The 15,935-nt window shown below is 68.4% G+C and carries 7 protein-coding genes; 3 read left to right on the top strand and 4 right to left on the bottom strand.

All coding sequences use genetic code 11. From position 1 onward, the window contains the following. Window positions 1-235 precede the first annotated feature (235 nt). From ABWO17_RS02805 to ABWO17_RS02795, 3 genes are all read left to right on the top strand, one after another. Window positions 236-4,927: a response regulator gene (locus tag ABWO17_RS02805; RefSeq protein ID WP_353115834.1), complete on the top strand. Its 4,692-nt coding sequence runs from the start codon at window positions 236-238 to the stop codon at window positions 4,925-4,927. A gap of 164 nt (window positions 4,928-5,091) precedes the next feature. Then, window positions 5,092-6,276, top strand: a complete 1,185-nt coding sequence (locus tag ABWO17_RS02800) for a response regulator (protein WP_353115832.1) — start codon at window positions 5,092-5,094, stop codon at window positions 6,274-6,276. Window positions 6,277-6,506: 230 nt separating this feature from the next. Then, a complete protein-coding gene (locus tag ABWO17_RS02795) occupies window positions 6,507-7,868 on the top strand; it encodes a glycosyltransferase family 4 protein (RefSeq protein ID WP_353115830.1) in 1,362 nt (453 codons plus the stop codon). Between the two features lie 126 nt (window positions 7,869-7,994). Here the strand turns inward: ABWO17_RS02795 and ABWO17_RS02790 are convergent, their stop codons facing one another. The 4 genes from ABWO17_RS02790 to ABWO17_RS02775 all read right to left on the bottom strand — a co-directional run bounded on the left by ABWO17_RS02790 (window position 7,995) and on the right by ABWO17_RS02775 (window position 15,606). Continuing rightward, the gene (locus tag ABWO17_RS02790) at window positions 7,995-9,554 is read right to left on the bottom strand and encodes a DHA2 family efflux MFS transporter permease subunit (protein ID WP_353115828.1); all 1,560 of its coding nucleotides are present in this window, start codon (window positions 9,552-9,554) and stop codon (window positions 7,995-7,997) included. Between the two features lie 18 nt (window positions 9,555-9,572). Continuing rightward, window positions 9,573-10,934, bottom strand: coding sequence for an HlyD family secretion protein (locus ABWO17_RS02785; RefSeq protein WP_353115826.1), 1,362 nt, complete (start codon window positions 10,932-10,934; stop codon window positions 9,573-9,575). Between the two features lie 453 nt (window positions 10,935-11,387). Continuing rightward, the gene (locus ABWO17_RS02780) at window positions 11,388-12,305 is read right to left on the bottom strand and encodes a substrate-binding periplasmic protein (protein WP_353115824.1); all 918 of its coding nucleotides are present in this window, start codon (window positions 12,303-12,305) and stop codon (window positions 11,388-11,390) included. A gap of 304 nt (window positions 12,306-12,609) precedes the next feature. After that, complete coding sequence (locus ABWO17_RS02775; protein ID WP_353115822.1) at window positions 12,610-15,606, bottom strand: cache domain-containing protein; 2,997 nt, start codon at window positions 15,604-15,606, stop codon at window positions 12,610-12,612. Window positions 15,607-15,935 lie beyond the last annotated feature (329 nt).

Genomic DNA, 15,935 nt, shown 5'->3' with positions numbered 1-15,935 from the left:
ATCCCTGGCACGTCATCGGCCAGCGTATCCCTGCGCAGGGCCAGCCCCGCCCCTGCATGGCTCCCCAGGCCCGGATTTCCGCGCCGCCATCCCCCGTCGCCATCGCCCCCCCTTACCGTGCCCCCCACCTCGTTATTTCCCTCCTTCTGGACAATATTCCCCGCACTCGCCTATACTGCCCCACGTATCCCCGCCCGGCCTCGCGGGCATCCCTACGGCCGGAAGGAGCCCCGCCATGCCCACCCCCTCGGGCCCCATGCTGTTCCGCCATCTTTCCGTCTTCCAGCGGCTGCTCATCGGCACGTTGCTCATCGTCGCCTTCAGCATCGTGCTCGGCTACAGCACCCTGAGCCTTATGCGCGACATGGCCGAAGACGCCAACACCGTCTATCGGCACACCTTCATCGCCACCAGCAGCCTGCAACAGGCCAAGGAAAGCGTGGAGCGCATGCGTGCGGCCATGCGCGAGCAGATCATCGAGGTGGATGAGTCCATCAAGGCCGAACAGATGACCACCCTGCGGCGCGAGGAACGCCTGTTCCACGACTGCATGGAGGCCGTGCGCGTCAACTTCCGGGGCAACCCGGCCCTCATCGACGCCATGGCAAGCCGTTACGACGACTTCCTGTCCATGCGCGACAGAGCCATGGCCCTGGCCGAAAACCGCGAGATACAGGAAGCGTGGCGGCTTACCGAATCCTCGCCCGAGAACCCGGCCGATCGGCTGGTGCACGCCATCGACGACCTGATGCACGCGGCCCGATCCACGGCGGAACATTTCTTCCAGTCCTCGGTGGCGGAAAACCATACCATGCAGCTCAAGGCCACTGCGGCGTACGGGCTGTTCTGCGCCATGGTCATCGCCATCACCTATCTTGTCAGTTGGAGCATCCGGCGACGCCTGCTGGCCCTGACCAGCTGCGTCAAGGCACTGGCCGACGGCGACCTGGACGTGCAGGTACCCTACGGCGAGGAACGCAACGAAATGGGGGCCATGGCCCGCTCGCTGGAAGTCTTGCGGGGCGTTTCACGCCAGATGGAACAGCAGCGCTGGATCAAGGCCCAGATGTCCGAAACGGCCACCGCCCTGCAACAGGCGGGTGACCTGGATTCCTTCGGCCAGCGCCTGTCCGCCGTGGTCGCGCAAGTTTCCGGCGCCCCCTACGCGGCGCTGTACGTGCCCAACGACGATGGCGTGCACCTGGACCTTGTGGCCTCGCTGGGGGGCATCGTCGGCGGTCCGCCCGCCAGCATTGCCAAGGACGATGGGCTGGTTGGCCGTTGCGCGGCCATGCGCGTGCCGGTGGAACTCACGCCGCCGGAAGGGGAAACCCTGCGTTTCGCCACCGGGCTCGGCGACGTGCACCCCGCCTCGTTGCGGGCCTATCCGCTGCTGCTGGGCGAACGGTTGCTGGGCGTGCTGGAACTGGCCACCCTGGGACCGCTGCCCCCGCGCGCCGCCACCCTGTTCGAGGACATGCTGCCCATGGCCGCCCTGTCGCAGGAAGTGCTGGAGCGCAACCTGCACACCCGCAGCCTGCTGGAGCAGACCCGCACCCAGGCAACGGAACTGGAGGAAAGCCGAGAACTCCTGCGCCGCAGCGAGGCCTTCTTTCGCGCCGTGTTCGAAACGGCGGGCATCGGCATCGTCAGCGAACGCAAGGGACTTGGCATCGACAGGGCCAACCCTGCCTTCATCGATTTCATCGGCATCAGCGAACCGGAACTGCGCGGGCGTGACCTTGAGGACTTCTTTCACCCCGACGACCGGGAAGCGCTGGAAGCCCTGCTGGGCCGCCTGGACCCCGACAAGCCGGAATATGCCCACCTGCAATACGGCAGCCCGGAGCATGCCGGGCAGGATGCCGAAGGTCCGGACCCGACGCGTTCCACCCTTACCGTACGGGCAGAGCACCGCTACCTGCGCCCCGACGGCGAGGTGCGCTGGGCCGACGTGCGTTGCGCGCTCATCGGCGACAAGGACATCACCCCCCGCCGGGTCACCCTGATCAACGACATTACCGAGCTCAAGGAGCAGCAGGCGGAACTGAAGGATACCGAGGCCTGGTACCGGGGCATCGTGCATTCCGCCCCGGACGCCATGGTGGTGGTGGACGGAGAGGGGCGCATCGTGCTGTGCAACCCGCAGCTTGAACGGCTGCTGGGCTACGAGACGGGCGAACTTGCCGGGCAGTTGGTAGAACAATTCCTGCCTGAAGAAGTACGCGAACGCCACGTGAAGCTGCGCAACGACTTTCTGGCCTCGCCGCTCCAGGTCATCGGCCACGAGCGCGAGGTGGTGGGCGTGCGCAAGGACGGCACCCGCCTGCCGCTGGAAATCAGCCTCAGCAAGCTGCCCCCGTCCGACAGGCACCCCATGAGCGCCTGCGGCGCCCTGCGCGACATATCCCAGCGCAAGCGCGCAGAGGCCGAACTGCGCCGGGCCAAGGAAGTGGCCGAAGAAGCCACGCAGCTCAAAAGCGATTTCCTGGCCAACATGAGCCACGAAATCCGCACCCCCATGAACGCCATCATCGGCATGGCCCACCTGGCCCTGAAGACGGAACTGGATCCGCGCCAGGCGGACTACGTGCGCAAGATACGCGCCTCCGGGCAGCACCTGCTGGGCATCCTCAACGACATCCTCGACTTCTCCAAGATCGAGGCGGGCAAGCTGACGGTGGAGCACACCGAGTTCGAACTGGAAACCGTGCTCGACACCGTGGCCAACCTCGTCTCGGAAAAAACCGCCGCCAAGGGGCTGGAATTCGTGCTCGACGTGGCGACCGACGTGCCCCCCATGCTGCGGGGCGACCCGCTGCGCCTGGGTCAGATTCTCATCAACTACGCCAACAACGCGGTGAAATTCACCGAGCACGGCGAAATCGTGGTCCGGGTGGAAACGCTGGAAACAGGCGATACCGATGTGCTGCTGCGCTTTGCCGTGCGCGACACGGGCATCGGCCTCACCGACGAGCAGAAGGCCCGGCTGTTCGTCTCGTTCCAGCAGGCGGACACCTCGACCACCCGCAAGTACGGCGGCACCGGCCTTGGCCTTGCCATCGCCAAGAAACTGGCCGACCTGATGGGCGGCGACGTGGGCGTGGACAGCACCCCCGGCGGGGGCAGCACCTTCTGGTTCACGGCCCGGCTGGGGCTGGGCACCGGGCGGAGGGCGCTGGTACCGCGCATCGACCTGCGCGGCCTGCGGGTGCTGGTGGTGGACGACAACCCCCAGGCCCGCATGGTGCTGGCCCACTTACTGGAAGGCATGACCTTCCGCGCGGTGGAGGCGGACGGCGGCGAGGCCGCGTTGCGCCTGCTGCAAGAGGCCCAGACGTCGGGCACTCCCTTCGGCATGGTCTTCCTGGACTGGCAGATGCCCGGCATGGACGGGCTGGAGACGGCCCGCAACATCCGCGCCCTGACGCCGGACCTGCCCGTGGCCATCGTTACCGCGCACGGGCGCGAAGAAATTTTCGCCGCGTCCGAGGGGGTGGGGGTGGCCGCCGTGCTGGTGAAGCCGGTACAGCCATCCCTGCTGTTCGACACGGTCATGCGCCTGCTGGGCGCGGTGCTTCCCGTGCCACGGGCCGCCGTGCCGCCGCCGGACACCCGGCCCGCCATGCTCGACGGCGTACGGGGCGCGCGCGTGCTGCTGGTGGAGGACAACGAACTGAACCGCGAGGTGGCCATGGGCCTGCTGGCCGAGGCGGGCCTGGTCCCCGATGCGGCGGAAGACGGGGCGCAGGCGGTGCGCATGGTCACTGAGGGCGGCTACGACCTGGTGCTGATGGACGTGCAGATGCCCGTCATGGACGGATACGAGGCCACCCGGACCATCCGCCGCACCCAGGGGGCCAGCAGCCTGCCCATCGTGGCCATGACCGCCAACGCCATGCAGGGCGACCGCGAGGCATGCCTGGCGGCGGGCATGAACGACCACGTGGCCAAGCCCATCGACCCGGACGAACTGTTCGCGGCGCTGATCCGCTGGCTGCCCCGGCGGGCCAGTGCGGAGGCACGGGACGAGACGCAACTGGGCGAAACGGCGGACACACCCGCCACCGGCATGCCCCCCGGCGCGCCATCAGACACAGCGCCCGGCGCATCCCACGGGATGCCGCCCGTGCCCCGCCCAGATTTGCAGGACCGGCAGGACTTGCAGGACCGGCAGGACTTGCAGGACCGGCAAGACAGGCAGGACGAGGCCCGGCTCGTTCTTGATCCCGAGGCGGGACTGCGCCGGGTACTGGGCAAGCAGGCCACCTACCACACGCTGCTGCGGCGCTTTGTTTCCCAGCACGCCGACGCTGCCACGCGCATCGCCGGGTTCATCCAGTCCGGCGACGGGGCAGCGGCCACGCGCGAGGCGCACACCCTGAAGGGCGTGGCTGGTACCCTGGGCGCACGTACGGTGCAGGCCCATGCCGCCGACCTGGAAGGGGTGTTGCGCCACGAGGCCCCCACCGCGCGCGCGGCAGAGGTGCTGGCGCTGCTGCGCACCTCGCTGGATGAGGCGGTGCGGGCCATGCACCGCCTGCTGGATGACGCGCCCCCCGGCCCGGAGGGCACCACCAGCCCCCATGCTCCCGGGGACGCGGACGGCAATGCGCCAAACGCCGCGCCGGATACGCCCGCCGGACCGGACAGGAACCTGACGGGCAGTGACCTGCCAGAAGGGCCCCCGCACGCCGTGCCCGACACGTTGCCAGACACGTTGCCAGACACGCTGCTTGACCGGCTGGAAACGCTCATCGAGGAAGACGACAGCGAAGCCGTCGACCTTTTCAACACCCACGCAGAGGCCCTGCGCGCCGCCCTGGGGCAGGCCCTGGTGGTCGGCATGGGCGAGGCGTTGCGCGCCTTCGAGTTCGAAACCGCCCTGGAAATGCTGCGCTCGGCCCGGCCCGCGCGCGAAGGCTGAGCGGGCGACAAACAGCCGCACCGGGAGTCAGGCCGCTGCTCGCCCCCCCTCCAGCCCCCCTGCCTTCCGGTCCCACGGTCCCACTGTCCCACTGTCCCACTGGCCCTTTCCGTAACGAGTCCCCATGCCCGGCACGAATGTCACCCCAGCCACGCGAGGCAGCCATGACCGACACTCCCCTTCCCCCCCTTCCTGCTGACGACACCCGGCGCACCGTGCTGGTGGTGGACGACACCGCCGACAACCTGACCCTGCTCAGCGACCTGCTGAAGGACGCCTACCGGGTCAAGGTGGCCAACAGTGGAGAAAAGGCCCTGCGCATCCTGTCCTCCGGCAGCCCGCCGGACCTCGTGCTGCTGGATATCATGATGCCCGGCATGGACGGCTACGCGGTGCTGCGCAAACTGAAGGAGTTGCCCGGCACGGCGGACGTGCCGGTGATCTTTCTCACCGCCCTGTCGGAAGAGGACGACGAGCGCATCGGCCTTGAACTGGGGGCCGTGGACTACATCACCAAGCCGGTCAGCCCGTCCATCATGCTGGCCCGGGTGCGCACCCACTTGCAGGTAAAGGCCGCCCGCGACTTTCTGAAGGACAAGAACGAATTCCTCGAGGACGAGGTGGCCCGCCGCATGCGCGAACTGGCCGCCGTGCAGGACGTGACCATCATGGCCATGGCCTCGCTGGCCGAAACGCGCGACAACGAAACCGGCAACCACATCCGCCGCACCCAGCACTATGTGAAGGTGCTGGCCCAGCATCTGTCGGACCATCCGCGCTTTTCCGCCGCGCTCACGCCGGAAGACATCCCCCTGCTGTTCAAATCCGCCCCCCTGCACGACATCGGCAAGGTGGGCATCGCCGATCGCATCCTGCTGAAGCCCGGCAAGCTCACGCCAGAGGAATTCGAGGACATGAAGCGCCACCCCGCGCTGGGGCGCGACGCCATCATCGCGGCGGAGAAACAACTGGATACGCCTGTCTCGTTCCTGCGCCACGCACGCGAGATCGCCTATTGCCACCACGAGAAGTGGGACGGCAGCGGCTACCCCCTGGGGCTTTCCGGCGACGGGATTCCCGTTTCGGCCCGGCTCATGGCCCTGGCCGACGTATTCGATGCGCTGATCAGCCGCCGGGTGTACAAGCCCCCGTTCGATATGGAGAAATCTGTCGAGATCATTCGCCAGGGGCGCGGATCGCACTTCGACCCGGACGTGGTGGACGCCTTTCTGGCCAACCTGCAAACCTTCCGCGACATCGCCGACCGCTACGCCGACTCGGAAGAAACGCTGGAAGAAACCCGCGCGCGCACCGAGAAGGACTACCCGCCCTCCGGCGCGCAGGGCTGAAGCAGCGCCCCGCGAACCTGGGCACTTGCGGGGCCGGATTGAGCGAACGGGGGGCGAACGGGCGCAGGGAGCAGGACGGAAGGATGGAGCCGGAGGCACCGCGCCTTCGCGGGCGAACCCGCCCACTCCAGGCCGGCCTTGCACCGGTCGTGGCCGTTTGCTAGACCAAGCGGGCGTTCGGGCCTTGCGCCCCATCCCGCGCCCCGGCGCACACCCCGACCCACCCAACCATGCCAGACACGCCCACCGCCCCCACGCCCGACGACACCCAGCCCGGAGCCGTCCTTCCGGATGCCACCCGGCACGAGGCTCCTCACCCCGCGCCCCCCCATCCCGAATCCATCCCGCCAGAGGTCGCCCTGCCAGAGGTCGCTCTGCCAGAGGTCGCACTATTCATCCGCACCTACTCGCGCTACGGCGGCGTGGAGCATTTCTGCTACCGCTTCCATGAATACCTGCGCGCCCACGGCGTGCCCGTCCGTGTGCTGTGCGGCGAAATGGCCCCCGACGTGCCCGGTGCCAAGGCCCCAACCCTGCGCCGGGACGGCGACGGCCCGAAGGCCGATCCCGACGCCGCGCCGCTGGCTGTGGACATCCGGGTGCTGGGGCTGTGGCGGCCCGGCCGGTTCATGAAAAACCTTGGCCTGCACCTGGCCGCCACCCGCGCCCTGCGCGAACTGCCGCCGACCACCATCAGCGTCAGCTTCGGCAACATGGCGGGGTGCCACATCCACAGGTCGGGCGGGCCGCACCGCGACTTCATGCACAACAGCCTGGCGGCGCAGCGCTCGCCCCTGCGGCGGTTCACCAAGGCGCTCTCGCGCCTGCTGAACCCCAACAACCTGCTGATGACCGTGCTGGACCGGAAAATCTACAACCACCCGGCCACCCGGCGCGTCATTGCCATCTCGCAGAACGTGCGGGCCGCCGTGGCGCGCCAGTTTCCCCATTCCCCGGCCACGGTGGTGGTCATCCCCAACGGGGTGGACACCCGGCGCTTCAACATCCGGCGCTTCACCGACCTGCGCGGCGAGGCCCGGCGCATCGTGGGCCTGCGCGAAAAGCACCGGGCCATCGGGTTCTGTTCCAGCAACTTCGAGCTCAAGGGACTGGACCGGCTCATCGCCGCGCTGGCCCACCTGCCCGAGGAATACGTGCTGGTGGCGGCCGGGGGGCGACGCAGCCGCAAGTACGCCGACTACGCCGCATCGCTGGGGGTGGAGAAGCGGGTGGTGTTCCTCGGCAAGGTCAAGGCCGCCGACATGCCGCGTTTCTACGCCGGGCTGGACGTGCTCTGCCACCCCTCGTTCTACGACACCTTCGGCAACGTGGTGGCCGAGGCGCAGGCCATGGGCGTGCCCACGGTGACCACCCGCGCCACGGGCGCCTGCGACCTCATCGACGATGGCCGCACGGGCCGGGTGCTGGACCAGCCGGATCCGTGGGCGCTGGCCAACGCCATCTTCGACCTGCGCGACGTGGAGGCCGGCACCGACTTCGGCAGCGTGGAGGACGACGAGCAGGTCTTTGCCCGGTACCTTGAGGTGATCGAAGCGGTGCGCGCGGAACTGGCCGACGACACAAGGAATTGATACCGAACGCCGATCCACGCCTCGCACGGCGCATGGCGCACGCACAATGGCCGCCGCTCCCTCAGAGCGGCGGCCATTGTGCATCGATACCCGGCGTCACCAGCAGGCAGGAAACATCGCCCGCGCCTATTCCACGAAGCCCTCATGCTTGCCGCGCGGCGGCCTGCGCATGAACCACACGCAGAAGAACAGCAGCACAAAAATGGCCCCCTGCGAAAAGAAGGCGTCGTTGAAGGCCAGGGCGGATGCCTCGCGCTGGAGCAACTGGTAGATCACCACGCGGGTGCGCTCGGCCAGATCGGCCACCTCGCCAAGCTGCATGGCCAGCCCGTTGCGAATCTGCTCGAAGCTCAGCTCGTAGGCGGGCGAGAGGGGCGTCATGTCCTCGGCCAGCACGCTGTGGTGGTACTGGGTGCGCCGGGCCAGCAGCGTGGTGACAAAGGCCACCCCGAACGAGCCGCCCAGGTTGCGCAGCAGGTTGTACAGGGGCGATGCGGTGTTCATGGCCTCGCGCGGGACGTAGGCGAAGGTGACCACCGACAGCGACACGAAGAAGAACGGCATGGCGATGCCTTGCAGCACACGGGCGAAGGCCGCCGTACCGAAGTCGATGTACAGGTTGAACCCGGCCATGATGTGCAGCGAATACGCGCACACCAGCATGCCGAAGGCCAGCATCCAGCGGGCGTCGATGCGTTCGGTCAGCTTGCCCGCCACGGGCATGAACACCAGGGCCAGCATACCCCCCGGCCCCAGCACCAACCCCGCGAGGTAGGCGGTGTAGCCCATCAGCCCTTGCAGGAACAGCGGCAGCAGCACGATGGACCCGAAGAAGGCGAAAAAGCCGAAGAACATCACCGCGTTGCCGATGGCGAAACTGCGGTTCTTCAGGATGCGGAAGTCCAGCACCGGCCTTGGGTGGCGCAGTTCCCAGAACACCAGCCCCACAAGCGACACCGCCGAAACCACGGCCAGCGCGGTGATGAAGGGCGAGCTGAACCAGTCGTCCTGCTGGCCCTTGTCCAGCACGATCTGCAACGCGCCGATGCCCGTGGTCAGCAGGGCCAGGCCCAGGTAGTCCACCACTTCGCCGCGCTGGCGGCGTTCCATGTATGGCGGATCGAACAGGAAGGCCCCGGCAAGGTACAACGCCAGCAGCCCCACCGGCAGGTTGATGTAGAATATCCACCGCCAGGTGAAATTATCCGTCAGGTAGCCGCCCATCAGCGGCCCCAGGATGGGTCCCAGCACCACCCCCACGCCGAAGATGCCCATGGCCATGCCGCGCTGCTGGGGCGGAAAGGTTTCCATCAGGATGGCCTGCGACATGGGTTGCAGCCCGCCGCCGCCAAGCCCCTGAAAGATGCGGAACAGGATGATCTGGGCCAGGCTGGTGGCCGCGCCGCACAGCAGCGAACTGGCGGTGAACACGGCGATGGACAGCATCAGGAAGCGCTTGCGCCCCATCAGCCGCGCCAGCCACCCGCTCATGGGAATGACGATGGCGTTGGCCACCAGGTACGAGGTGAGCACCCAGGTCACCTCTTCCTCGCCCGCAGCCAGGCTGCCCTGGATGTGCTTGAGCGAGACGTTGGCCACGCTGGTGTCCAGGATTTCGATGAGCGTGGGCACCATCACCGCCAGGGTGATGAGCCAGCGGTTGACCGATTCGGGTTCTTTCGACATGCCGCCCTGCCGTCCCGGCTACTGCTTGCGGACCGGCTGGGCTGGCTGGGCAGGCTGGACTGGCTGGTTCGGGGCAGTGGCGTTGGCCTTGCCCGTCGTCATGCCCGGCGTCATGCCGGACACGGAAGCCGTGCCGTTGGCGGCGGGCTTCGCCGCATCGCCCGCGTCGCCCCCCCTGGTGTCGCCCGTTCCCTCGATGCGCCCGGTGGGGCCGTCCGCCCCGGCGGCACGCGGGGGCACCTCGGAAACGCCCCTGTTGGTGAATATCACCGGCACCACGCTCATGCCCACGCGCAGGGGGGGCATGGTGGCGGGGTCGTAATCGGTCAGGCGCAGCCGCACCGGAATGCGCTGCACCACCTTGACGAAATTGCCCGAGGCGTTCTGGGGCGGAAACAGCGAAAAGGCCGCGCCCGTGCCCGCCATGATCGATTCCACCTGACCTTGCAGCACCAGGTTGGGGTAGGTGTCCACGCGGATTTCGCAGGGCTGGCCGGGCTTCACGTCGGTAAGTTCGGTTTCCTTGAAGTTGGCCGTCACCCACAGGTGGTCGGGCGACATGGGCACCACGGCCATGACCGGCTGCCCACGCGTGACCATGCGGCCCGGCTCCACGTTCTTCTTGGTCACGTAGCCGTCCACGGGGGCACGCACGATGGTCCAGTCCAGATTCAGTTCCGCCTGGCGCACCTTGGCCTGCTGGGCCTCTACCTGGCGGGCGCGGATTTCCGCCACCACCTGCCCGGTACCGGCCAGGTCCACCTCGGCGCGCACGCGGCGCATTTCGGCCTCTGCCGCCGCACGGGCCTTGCTGGATGCCTCCAGCTTGGCACGGGACGATTCCAGCCGGGCCTTGGCGGCATCATCGGCGGTACGGGCGCGGTCCACCGCCTCTCTCGAAACGGCCCCCTGCCCCACCAGGGCCTCCAGGCGGCGCCGGTCCAGGGCGGCCTGGGCCTGCTCGGTGGACAGGCGCTCCATTTCGTAGCGGGCGGCGTCCTCTTCGTCGCGGGCCTGGGCGGCCCGGCGCTTGGTGGCTTCTTCCACGGCCTGGGCACCGGTCACCCGGTGCACGGTCTGCGAAAGTTCCAGCGGCACGCCGCGCTGCAACGCGGCAAGCTGGGCGCGCGCCTCGGCCACGGCCACCTGGTACTCGGTGGGGTCAAGCCGGGCCAGCACCTCGCCTTCCCTGACGAACTGGTTGTCCTCCACGGGCACGTCCACCACGTAGCCCGCCACGCGCGGCGATACCATAAAGATGCGCCCATCCACCTGCGCGTCGTCGGTTTCCACCTTGCCAAGGCCATGCCAGTACCAGATGCCCGACGCCAGAACCATGACGCCAAGCAGTATGCCGAGGATGCGTTTCTTGCTGTTCATGCCGTATCGCCGTGTGGACACGCGCGGACGCGTGGTGAGCGTGTGGGAAAACCGGCCATGGCGCACGCGCGGAACAGCCGGGATTCTGTCGTGGAGCCCAAACGGGACATGCCGGACCGTCGGAACCCGTTCCGTCCATGGAAGGGTTCCGGGAGGTGGCGTCGGAATTGCCGCTTTCGGGACCGGCAATGCATAGCGCATGCCGTGCCGGGGACGCAACCGGGCAATGCCGGTCACGGCGGCAGGCACCCGCACTGGCAAGGGTAATCGCCCAGGCATGGCCTGCCAGACATCAGGCGGACATCCGGCGGCATCCGGCGGACATCAGGCGGACATCCGGCGGCAACGGCCTGTCCCGGGGCGGCGGAAGTGAACAGGCGGAAGTGAACAGGCGGAAGTAAACAGGGCGGGCGTTCAGTCGAGCATGGTCGTCACGCGTGGCAGCCGAACGTTTCAGCCGGGCGTGGCGGCAGGACGCGCATCGGCCGGCCCTTCACCGCGCGGCGCGCCCCGCGTTCCGTCACGGTCCTTGCCGTCCCGCGCATCGGGGTAGGTGGAGTGCAACCCGTACCGGGCAAGGCACCGTTGCAGTTCGCCTTCGCCGTGCAGCGCGCGCAGCGCGGCTTCGAAGGCCTCCACCACTTCCGGGGCCGTGCGGCGCGAAAAGGCCACCGTATAATCCACCCGGTTGTGCCAGCCCGCGTAGCGCAGGTTGGCGATGCGCAGCAGGGCGATGGTGGCAAGGCCGTTCTCGCGGTTGGAGAACACCGCGTCGATGCGCCCCTGCGCCAGCTTGAGGAACCCGGCGTCATTCTCCGACGCTATATCCACCGTCATGGGCACCTGCCGCGCCAACTGGTCCAGGATGTCCGCCGTCAGCGAAGGACCGTACACGCCCACGCGGTACCCCGCCACGTCCCGGGGGGTGACGTAGCGCAGGGGATTTTCCATGCGCACGAAAAATCCGTATTCGACGCGCACCAGCGGTGGGCAAAAATGCAGCCATGCCTCGCGCCCCGGCACATGCCCGATGGTGAAAATGCCGTTCGCCGTGCCGGTGCGCACCTCTTGCTGCGCGCGCGCCCACGGCAGCAGGCGAAAGGTGCAGTCCACGCCCATGCGCGCACAGGCCATGGTGATGATCTCGGCCACGGGGCCGGCCACCCGTTCGCTGCCGTCACCGCGTTCCAGGTAGTTGAAGGGCGGATACTGCTGGGTGACGAAGACCAGCCCGGAGGCAGCGGGCCGTGCCGCCTGTCCCGCCCGTGCAGGGGCTGGCTGGACGGGGGCTGCCTGGGCCGGGCCCGCCTGGGCGGCCAACGACATCACCGGCAGCGTCAGGAGCAGGCAGGCGACAAGACATGCCGCCATGCACGCGAAACCGCACCCGGCATGACGGATGACACGCCGGGCCACAGACCCCGCGCAACCGCGCGTCCCGCCAGGGGGTAAGGCTCCGGTGTCCACCATCCGGCGAACCGGCGCAAGCCGCGTCCCCGCCATGCGATACCCATCACTCTGCACGCCCCTGCTCCTTTCCCCAACCCCGCTTCCACCCCGTGCCTGTCCTGCCCCCTGTCCTGCCCCCTGTCACACGTCACCTGTCGGGCCAACTGCCCCGGTCTTCACCGGGGTAGCCGCCATGACGCGCCGTCGTGTGGCGCGTTGTCCCCCCTCATGACGTCCCCACGGGCAGATGCACGATGAACTCCGCCCCCTTTCCGGGTTCGCTGTTCACCTCGATACGCCCGCCGTGCTTGCTCACCACCAGGTTGCGGGTGATGGCCAGTCCCTGGCCGGTGCCCCGCCCCACTTCCTTGGTGGTGAAGAAAGGATCGAAAATGCGCGGCAGCACCTCTGGCGCAATGCCCGTGCCGTCGTCGCGCACGCGCACCAGTACCTCGCCATCCACGAACCGGGTGGAAATGGTGATGTGCCCCAACGCCCGTTCGGCCCCATCCGTGGGCAACGCCGCGCCCGTACCCGGCGCCGCATCGCGGCTGCCGGGCAGCGGGTCGGCAAGTGCAGCGCCTCCGGTCCGCAACCGATCCCCCACGGCGTGGGCGGCGTTGACCAGAAGGTTCATGAACACCTGGTTCAGGTCGCCCGCGTGCCCCATCACGTGGGGCAGGTCGGGCGCAAGGTCCAGATGCACCTCGGCCACGTACTTCCACTCGTTGCGACACACGGTGACCGTGTTGGCCAACCCGGCATTGACGTCCACATGCACCTTGCCCCCGGCATCGGGGTGCGAGAATTCGCGCAGGGCCCGCACGATGCCGGAGACGCGCTCCACCCCGTCCTGCATCTGGCGGACGGCCACGGGCAGTTCGGCCAGCACGAAGTCCACGTCGGTCTCCTCGCGCAGCCGGGCCGCCTTGGCCAACAGATCCTCCCCGCCAGAGGCAACGTCTGCGGGCGTTCCGCACGCGGCCACGGCCTGGCGCAGCAGCGCGTCGTACCCGGCCATGGCCGCATCCAGCGCGCTGGCTGACGTACCCAGAAAGCGCACGTTGTCGCCCACGAACTGGATGGGGGTGTTGATCTCGTGCGCGATGCCCGAGGCCAGCTGCCCGATGGATTCCAGTTTCTGGGCCTGCAACAGCTGGGCCTGCAACAGCAGCCGCTCGCTGACGTCCTCGATGGTGCACACGAAATGGGTCACCACGCTTGCGCCGTCGCGCAGGGGCGCCAGACGGCATTCCGCCTCGAACGACGTTCCGTCGCCGCGCCGCAGCCGGGTGCGCCCGCTCCACGCCTTGCCCTGGGCGCGGGCAGCCAGCAGCGCGGTGAACCCGGCATCGCCGTTGCCGCCTGCGCCGCCGCCAACCGTTGCGGCATCCTCTCCGGCGGCGCCCCCAGTAGCGCCCCCAGTAGCGCCCCCAGTAGCGCCAATATCCGCCAGGCGGCGGTCCACCGCATCGGCGCGCGGCCAGCCGGTGATGGCCGCGAACGCCGGATTGGCGTAGCGGATGGAACCTTCTCCATCCAGAATCAGCAGGGCGCCGGAAAAATTCTCCACGGCCTGCTCCAGCAGGCGCCGCGCATCCTCGGCCCGGCGCCGCGCCGTCAGGTCGGTGAACACGCCGATTATGCCACCTTCGCCCGCCGCGCCGCCGCCGAACACGGTCTTGACCACGCTGAAGTGGCGCACCGCCCCGTCGGCGCAGCGCAGGGCCTGCTCGCCAAAGCGCGTGCCCCCCACGTGGCGCAGCTCATCGTCGTCGCGCAGCGCGGCGGCGGCCACGTCCGGCGGGTACACGTCGGGAAAGTCGCCCGGCGGTCGGCCCCGCACGTCCTCTCGCGCGCTGCCCAGCACCACCCGCGCGAAGCTGTCGTTGCAGTCCACGAAGCGCCCGGTGAAATCGCGGTAGAAGATGGGGTTGGGAATGGAGTTCATCAGCGCGCGCAGGAAGGCCAGGCGGCTGCGCGCTTCTTCTTCGGTGGCGGCACGGCGTTCCAGCTCGCCCAGGTAGTCGGCGTTGAGGCGGGTCAGTTCCGCCGTGCGCGCCTCCACCAGTTGCCCCATGCGCAGGCTGTGCCCTTCCAGGTTGCCCATCAGCCTGTTGAAATAGTTGGCAAGGTCGCCGATTTCGTCATGGGTTTCCGGCACCACGCGTACCGAAAGGTCGCCCCCCGCGCCCACCCGAACCCGCTCGGCCAGCCGGCGCAACGGCCCGGTGATGCCCGCGCTGGCGTACAGGCTGGCCAGCGCCACCACCCCGATGGCCGCCAGCAGCCACAGCAGGGCCAGGCGGCGCATGCGGTCCAGGGGGGCGTAAATCTCGTCGGTATAGCCGGATGCAGCCACGATCCAGTCGTAGTCCGCAAGATAGGCGTAGACCACGATCTTCTCGCGGTAGCTGTCCTCGCCGGGGTTGCGCCAGGAATAGACGATGCGCCCCGAACGCTTTTGCAGCATCTCGCGCACGAAGCGGCGGCCCGTGTCGTCGCGCGCGTCGGCAATGTCGCCCGGCTCCATCACCGGGTGCACCAGCAACTCGCCCGCGCCGGTCATGATGTAGGCGTAACCGGTTTCGCCCACCCGGTGCGAGAGTACCGCGTCGCGCAGCATGGTGACGTCCAGCAGGTTGCGGAATTCCTCGCGGTAGGCAGAGGCGGAAATGATCCAGTCCCACGGCTGGAACCAGGTCATGTGCAGCGCCTTGGGGCGGGCGTGCGTTTCTCCGGGGTTGCGCCATTCGTACTGCATGAAGCCCTCATGCAGGCGCGACTGGTCGCGCACGAACTCGAACTCCGAAAGATCGCGCCCCAGCAGGGACGGCACCGGGTGCACGGCCAGGGTGGCGTCGGAGGTGAGGCAGTAGATGTAGCCCGACCGGCCTATGCTCATGCGCAGCAGGATGGCGGCGGCATTGGCCTTGGCCTGCGCCTCGGTGATGGCGCCGGAGCGGTACCGCTCGTATTCCAGCACCACCACGTCGCGGGCCTTTTCCGAGGCGGCGCGCAGGTAGTTGCGCACGGCAAGGTCCGCCCCCACGCGCACGGTGCCCAGAATGGACTGGGTGGCCGCGTGCAGCCGTTCTTCCACGGCCTGCTCCACGGCATGCCGGGCATACACGTACGCACCGGCACCGCCGCAGAACAGCAGCGCAAGGAACACCAGCATGTAGCTGGCCAGCAGTTTGCCCCGAATGCCCAGACCCGTCATGCAGCCTCCACGGAGTGCCCGATGCCCCATCTTGCCAGATGAAACGCGCGCGGAAAAGCCCGCCCCGCCAACCTTGCGAAAAAACCGGCAGCATTGTCCGGAACATGGCGGCGGGGTGGCGCCGGGGTAACGCCAGGGTGGCGCCGGAGTGACGCCGGGGTGCTGATGACGGGGGATACCGCGGGACGGATGTCCGGGACTGGAAACGTTGGGGCGGCTGAAAGGAAAGGCCCCCGCAAAAGCGACACGCCAGGGACCGAAGCCGCCAGCGACGCGGCCCGCCGCACCCGTGGGGATGCGGCGGGCCGTCGCTGGCGCCAACTGCGCGG

The sequence above is a fragment of the Nitratidesulfovibrio sp. genome (assembly GCF_040373385.1).
Lineage (GTDB): Bacteria > Desulfobacterota > Desulfovibrionia > Desulfovibrionales > Desulfovibrionaceae > Cupidesulfovibrio.
Note: the sequence above shows the minus strand (reverse complement) of the source record. Positions and strands in the feature narration are given on the sequence as shown.

Coding starts and splice junctions, on each gene's coding strand:
- ABWO17_RS02805 (WP_353115834.1), top strand. CDS start 236: ATGCCCACCCCCTCGGGCCCCATGCTGTTCCGCCATCTTTCCGTCTTC.
- ABWO17_RS02800 (WP_353115832.1), top strand. CDS start 5,092: ATGACCGACACTCCCCTTCCCCCCCTTCCTGCTGACGACACCCGGCGC.
- ABWO17_RS02795 (WP_353115830.1), top strand. CDS start 6,507: ATGCCAGACACGCCCACCGCCCCCACGCCCGACGACACCCAGCCCGGA.
- ABWO17_RS02790 (WP_353115828.1), bottom strand. CDS start 9,554: ATGTCGAAAGAACCCGAATCGGTCAACCGCTGGCTCATCACCCTGGCG.
- ABWO17_RS02785 (WP_353115826.1), bottom strand. CDS start 10,934: ATGAACAGCAAGAAACGCATCCTCGGCATACTGCTTGGCGTCATGGTT.
- ABWO17_RS02780 (WP_353115824.1), bottom strand. CDS start 12,305: ATGGCGGCATGTCTTGTCGCCTGCCTGCTCCTGACGCTGCCGGTGATG.
- ABWO17_RS02775 (WP_353115822.1), bottom strand. CDS start 15,606: ATGACGGGTCTGGGCATTCGGGGCAAACTGCTGGCCAGCTACATGCTG.